The organism is Actinacidiphila oryziradicis (assembly GCF_005047355.1).
Lineage (GTDB): Bacteria > Actinomycetota > Actinomycetes > Streptomycetales > Streptomycetaceae > Actinacidiphila > Actinacidiphila oryziradicis.
Map to the genome: position 1 here is coordinate 24,483 of NZ_SUMC01000085.1, position 6,124 is coordinate 30,606.

The 6,124-nt window shown below is 70.4% G+C and carries 5 protein-coding genes; all 5 read left to right on the top strand.

Annotated features, from left to right (window positions below; genetic code table 11):
• Positions 1 to 108: 108 nt before the first annotated feature.
• Positions 109 to 2,352, top strand: a complete 2,244-nt coding sequence (locus FCI23_RS42820) for a sialidase family protein (RefSeq protein ID WP_136729466.1) — start codon at positions 109 to 111, stop codon at positions 2,350 to 2,352.
• Complete coding sequence (locus FCI23_RS42825; protein ID WP_136729467.1) at positions 2,345 to 4,333, top strand: beta-galactosidase; 1,989 nt, start codon at positions 2,345 to 2,347, stop codon at positions 4,331 to 4,333. The genes FCI23_RS42820 and FCI23_RS42825 overlap by 8 nt, the downstream gene beginning before the upstream one ends.
• Positions 4,330 to 4,464: a hypothetical protein gene (locus FCI23_RS62715; protein ID WP_265737818.1), complete on the top strand. Its 135-nt coding sequence runs from the start codon at positions 4,330 to 4,332 to the stop codon at positions 4,462 to 4,464. The genes FCI23_RS42825 and FCI23_RS62715 overlap by 4 nt, the downstream gene beginning before the upstream one ends.
• Positions 4,434 to 5,135, top strand: coding sequence for a GH12 family glycosyl hydrolase domain-containing protein (locus FCI23_RS42830; RefSeq protein WP_246144612.1), 702 nt, complete (start codon positions 4,434 to 4,436; stop codon positions 5,133 to 5,135). Before FCI23_RS62715 ends, FCI23_RS42830 begins: the two co-directional genes overlap by 31 nt.
• A gap of 128 nt (positions 5,136 to 5,263) precedes the next feature.
• Entirely contained in the window at positions 5,264 to 5,776 is a 513-nt protein-coding gene (locus FCI23_RS42835) for a DinB family protein (RefSeq protein ID WP_136729469.1), read from the top strand.
• Positions 5,777 to 6,124 lie beyond the last annotated feature (348 nt).

A 6,124-nucleotide genomic window follows, 5' to 3' on the forward strand; every position in this document is an offset into this window, starting at 1 on the left:
TGACCCCCGCCGGGCGCGGCGGCCCAGGCCCGCCCCGACAGAGGCACCGCACCGCACCCGGCCACACCGCGCGCGCCAGCGCGCCCCGCACGGAACGAGGTTCCTGCCATGGATCTGCCCGCTCAGCCGTTCACAAGACGCGGCGTGCTCTCCGGCACCGCGGCCACCGCCGCACTCGCCGCGCTGCCGTTCGCGCAAGGGCGCGCGCAGGCCGCCGACAACACTGCCGCAGCGGCCGCGCAGACGTACCGATGGCGCAATGTCGCCATCGGCGGCACCGGATTCGTCACCGGGGTGGTGTTCCATCCGCGTGAGCGCGGGCTGGCGTACGCGCGTACGGACATCGGGGGCGCGTACCGGTGGGACGAGCGCACGGCGCGGTGGATACCGCTCATCGACCAGCTGGGCTGGGACGACTGGAACCTGCTGGGGGTCGAGGCGATCGCGATCGACCCGGCGCACCCGGGGCGGGTGTATCTGGCCCTCGGCACCTACTCGCAGTCGTGGGCGACGAACGGCGCAATCCTGCGCTCCGACGACCGGGGCGCCGGCTGGACCCGTACAGACCTGACGGTGAAACTCGGGGCGAACGAGGACGGCAGGGGCGCCGGGGAGCGGCTGCTGGTGGACCCGCGCGATGCGGACACGCTGTGGCTGGGGACCCGGCATGACGGGCTGTGGAAGTCGGCGGACCGGGGCGCGACATGGGCGCAGGCCACGGCCTTCCCACCGACCGGCACCGCCTCGGGCCAGGGCATCACGTTCCTCGCCGCCGCAGGGCGCGCGATCTACGCCGGCTGGGGGGACGGTGACACCGCGCTCTACCGTACGAAGGACGGCACGGCCTGGGAGGCCGTCCCGGGCCAGCCCACCGGCACCGCCGCGAAGGTGCCGCAGCACGCCGTGTACAGCGAGGACGGCCACCTCTACGTCACGTACGCGAACGCGCCCGGCCCGAACAACCAGAGCGACGGCTCGGTCCACAAGCTCAACACCGCCACCGGCACCTGGACCGAGGTCACCCCGGTCAAGCCAGGGGGCACCACAAGCGACGGCTCGGCCGACACCTTCGGCTACGCCGGCCTGTCGGTTGACGCCCGCAAGCCCGGCACCGTCGTGGTGTCGACCAACAACCGCTGGGCGGACGTCGACACGCTCTTCCGCTCCACCGACGGCGGCCGGTCCTGGAAGTCGCTGAAGGACACAGCGGTCCTGGACGTGTCGGAGACGCCGTATCTGAAGTGGGGCGCCGAGGCGAAGTTCGGCTGGTGGATCCAGGCCGTGGCCATCGACCCGTTCGACTCCCAGCACATCGTCTACGGCACCGGCGCCACCCTCTACGGCACCCGGGACCTCAAACACTGGGCTCCGCAGATCCGCGGCCTGGAGGAGACGGCCGTCACCAAGCTGCTCTCGCCGCCGACCGGCACAGCGCACCTGCTCTCCGCCCTCGGCGACATCGGCGGCTTCTACCACGACACGCTCAACGCGTCCCCGGCCGCCGGAATGTCCGCGAACCCCATCTTCGGCTCGACGACCGGCCTGGACCAGGCCGCGCTCAAACCCTCGTACGTGGTCCGGACCGGCTGGTCGTCCGCGAAGAACGGCGCGTACTCCACCGACGGCGGACAGACCTGGACCCCTTTCGCCGCCCAGCCGGACATCGCCTCCAACGCGCCCGGCCCGGTCGCCGTCAGCGCCGACAGCTCGGCGATCCTCTGGTCGCTGGTCCACTGGGACGGCACCACGTACCCGACCCAGCGCTCCACGGACAACGGCGCCGGCTGGGCCGAGGTCACCACCGCCCCCAAGGGCGCGCCCCCGGTCGCCGATCCGGCCGACCCGACGCGCTTCTACGCGTACGACACCACCACCGGCACGGTGTACATCTCCACCGACTCCGGCGCGACCTTCACCGCGGGCGCGACCGGACTGCCGTCCGGCGACACCCAGTTCAAGATCGCGGCAGCACCGGGCCGCAACGGCGACCTCTGGCTCTGCGCCAAGTGGAACGGCCTGTACCGCTCGACCGACGGCGGCAAGAGCTTTACGAAGGTGAGCGGCCCCTGGGCCTCGTACACCCTCGGCTTCGGCAAGGCCGCCCCCGGCGCGGCCTACCCGGCGGTCTTCGCGGTGCTCGCCTTCGACACCACGACCTGCGTCTTCCGCTCCGACGACGAGGGCGCCACCTGGACCCGGATCAATGACGACGCTCACCAGTGGGGCTGGATCGGCCAGACCATCACCGGCGACCCGCGCGTCCACGGCCGTGTCTACCTCGGCACCAACGGCCGCGGCATTCAATACGGCGACCCCCCAATGAGTGCGGAGGACCGGAGGACCCATGCCTGATCTCAACGACGCGACCCGTGGCCGCATCCTCTTCGGCGGCGACTACAACCCCGAGCAGTGGCCCGAGGAGGTCTGGCCGGAGGACATCCGCCTCATGCGCGAGGCCGGCGTGAACAGCGTCACCGTCGGCGTCTTCTCCTGGGCCAAGCTCGAACCCCGCCCGGGAGCACGGGACTTCGGCTGGCTCGACCGCCTCCTGGACCTGCTCCACGCGGGCGGCATCGGCGCCGTCCTCGCGACCCCCACCGCCGGACCGCCGCCCTGGATGGGCTCCCGGCACCCTGAGACCCTGCCGCGCGACAGCCAAGGCAACATCGTCTGGTACGGCGCGCGCAACCAGTTCTGCGCCTCCTCGCCCGTCTACCGCGACTACGCGCGCCGGATCACCGAGGACCTCGCCGCGCGCTACGGCGGCCACCCCGGGCTGCGCATGTGGCATATCAACAACGAGTACTGCACCTTCTGCTACTGCGACGAGACCGCCGCGCACTTCCGCCGCTGGCTGCGGGCGAAGTACGGGACGCTGGACAGGCTCAATGAGGCGTGGGGAACGGCCTTCTGGAGCCAGCGCTACGACTCCTGGGAGGAGCTGATCCCACCCCGCCAGGCCCAGTACATGATCAACCCCGCCCACGGCCTGGACTTCCGCCGCTTCACCTCCGACGCCTGGCTGGAGTGCTTCACCGCCGAGCGTGACATCGTCGCCCGGCACACCCCGCACATCCCCGTCACCACCAACTTCATGCCCTTCTGGATCGGGCAGGACGGCTGGAAGTGGTCCGGCGAGGAGGACGTCGTGTCCGTCGACATCTACCCGGACCCGAAGGACCCGCTCGGCGGTGCCTGCAACGCGATGATCCACGACATCACCCGCTCCCAGTCCGGTCCCGGCCCCTGGATGCTGATGGAGCAGGCCGCCGGACCCGTCAACTGGCGTGGCGTCAACCACCCCAAGCCGCGCGGCCTGAACCGTCTCTGGTCCCTGCAGGCCGTCGCCCGTGGCGCCGACGCCGTCTGCTACTTCCAGTGGCGGCAGTCCCGGCAGGGCGCGGAGAAGTTCCACTCCGGGATGCTCTCGCACGCGGGGGAGCAGGGCCGTACGTTCCAGCAGGTCAAGGGGCTCGGCGCCGACCTGCGGAAGCTGGCCGGCGCGGTCGGCAAGGGGGTCCCCGCCGAGGTCGGCATCCTGCTGGACTGGCAGACCTGGTGGGCCCATCAGCAGTCCGGCCGCCCCTCCGCCGAACTCGACTACGAACAGACCGTACGGGCCTGGCACCACGCCCTCTGGGCCCAGAACATCACCGCCGACTTCGCCCACCCCGAGGCCGACCTCTCCCGCTACAAGCTCATCGTCATCCCCAACCTCTATCTCGCGGGCGACGCCGCCGTCGACAACCTCTCCGTCTACGTGCGCGGCGGCGGCACCCTCGTCTCGGGCTTCTTCACCGGCGTCGCCGACGAGGACGACCGGGTCCGGCCCGGCGGCTTCGACGCGAGACTGCGCGAGCTGTTCGGTATTGACACCCTGCACGAGTGGTGGCCGCTCGCCCAAGGCGAATCGGTCGCGTGCGACTCTTTCGCCGGTACGGTCTGGTCCGAGGACATCGAGGTTTCCACCGCCGAGGCGGTCGCCGTCTACAAGGGCGACGAGCTCGACGGGCAGCCCGCGGTGACCCGCAACACGGCGGGCGACGGTACCGCCTGGTACGTCAGCACCCTCCCGGAGCCCGACGCGCTGCGCGCCCTGCTGGCCCGCGCGGCGGACGAGGCCGGAGCGCGGCCGGTCCTGCCATCGCTGCCGGGCGGGGTCGAGGCCGTACGCCGTGGCGAACTGCTCTTCCTGCTGAACCACGGGCAGGAACCGGTGACCGTCCCGGTCGGCGGCGGCAGCCATGAAGACCTCCTCTCCGGCCTCACCCACACCGGGGACGTCCCGCTGCCCCGCTACGGCGTCGCCGTCCTACGGGAGGTCGCGGCATGACCCGCACCCTGAAGCTCCCCGCCGGCCAGGACACCGTCCTGGAGCTGGACCTCGGCGGGGCCACCCCCGCAAATCCCCCAAGCGTCAAGGGAGACACACCGTGCAACGAGCCGCCCGCAAGCTCTTCCTGACCTCGCTCATAGCGCTCCTCGCCGTCATCGGCTTCGCCGCCACCCCGGCCCAGGCCGCCACCTGGTCCACCTCCGCCCAGTACGGCAGCTGGTCCAACGGCGGCTACACGCTCTACAACGACGTCTGGGGCTCCGGCGCCGGCGCCCAGACCATGTGGGCCAACTCGTACAGCAACTGGGGTGTCTGGGCGAACCACCCCAACACCGGCGGCGTCAAGTCCTACCCGAACGCCACCAAGTACGTAGGCAAGACGCTCACCTCACTGTCGTCCGTGACGTCGAGCTTCAACGTCACGGCGCCCTCCTCCGGCTCGTACGAGACCGCGTACGACATCTGGGACAGCAACAATGCGAACGAGATCATGCTGTGGATGAACTACACCGGCGCGGTCGGCCCGCTGGGCAGCTCGGTCGGCACCGTGACCGTCGGCGGCCACACCTGGACCCTCTACAAGGGCTCCAACGGGTCCAACGCGGTCTACTCGTTTGTCCGCACCAGCAACACCAGCTCCGGATCGGTGAACATCCTAGCTGTCATGAACTACCTCAAGAACACCAAGGGCTACTTCGGCAACATCACCCTTGGGAACGTCCAGTTCGGCTTCGAGATCACCTCTTCCTCGGGCGGTCTGAACTTCACCACCAACAGCTTCGGCGTCTCCTCCAGCTGACGGCCCCGGCCGCCCGCCCCCGTCGCGCGTGCTCAGCGACGGGCGCGGGGGCGGGCGGCCGGGCCAGGGGCTTCACCGGCCAGAAACCACCTGCGATCCGACGCCCGGCCAAGGTACCGTCAGCGCCCATGACCCCTCCCCGCAATCGCCCTCCTTACGGCGCCGACGAGCGCACCCAGCTTGTCGGCTGGCTCGACATGCAGCGCGCGATCATCGGCTGGAAATGCGACGGGCTGTCCGAGGCGGACGCCCACCGATCCGTCCTTCCGGCCTCGCCCCATATGACGATGGCGGGTGTCGTCTCCCACATGCGTTGGGTCGAGCACTGCTGGTTCGAGGTCATCCTGCTCGGCCGGCCGGCCGAGGGGCCTCAATTCGACGACGGGCCCGAGGACGCCGACATGATGGTCGACGACATCCCGCTCGCACAGCTCCTCAAGGAGTACGACCGGCAATGTGCGGTGTCGAACGAGATCATCGCGGCCCACTCGCTGGATGACGCGGGCCGCCACCCGGACTTCGGTGCTGCTGCCGCGACCCTGCGGTGGATCCTGCTCCACATGATCGAGGAGACCGCCCGGCACGCCGGTCACATGGATGCCGTCCGAGAGCTTCTCGACGGCGAAAAGGGCTACTACTGACCGAGCCCCTTCCGACCTGACGCCCAGGCGGGGCCCCACGGCCCGGAAGGCCTCAGGCCGATGCGGTCGGCCCGAACTCGCCGGTCTTGAGGGCGAGGAGGAACGTGCCGAGCGCGGTCGGGGTGATCGCCAGGACGACGGCGGGGGTGTCGCTCTCCCGGAGCCGTATCGTTCCGTCGGCGGAGGTTACGACGTGGTGCTCGATTGAGGTCGGGCTGTGTTGGCCTGGCGGGTTGGCTGGTGGTTGATTACCGCATGGCCGCGCGGTCGGAGACCAGGCCGGCGATGGCTTGGTAGGTCTGGTCGAAGTACTCGCGGCGTCCGATCCAGCGTTGGAGGGGCCGCCAC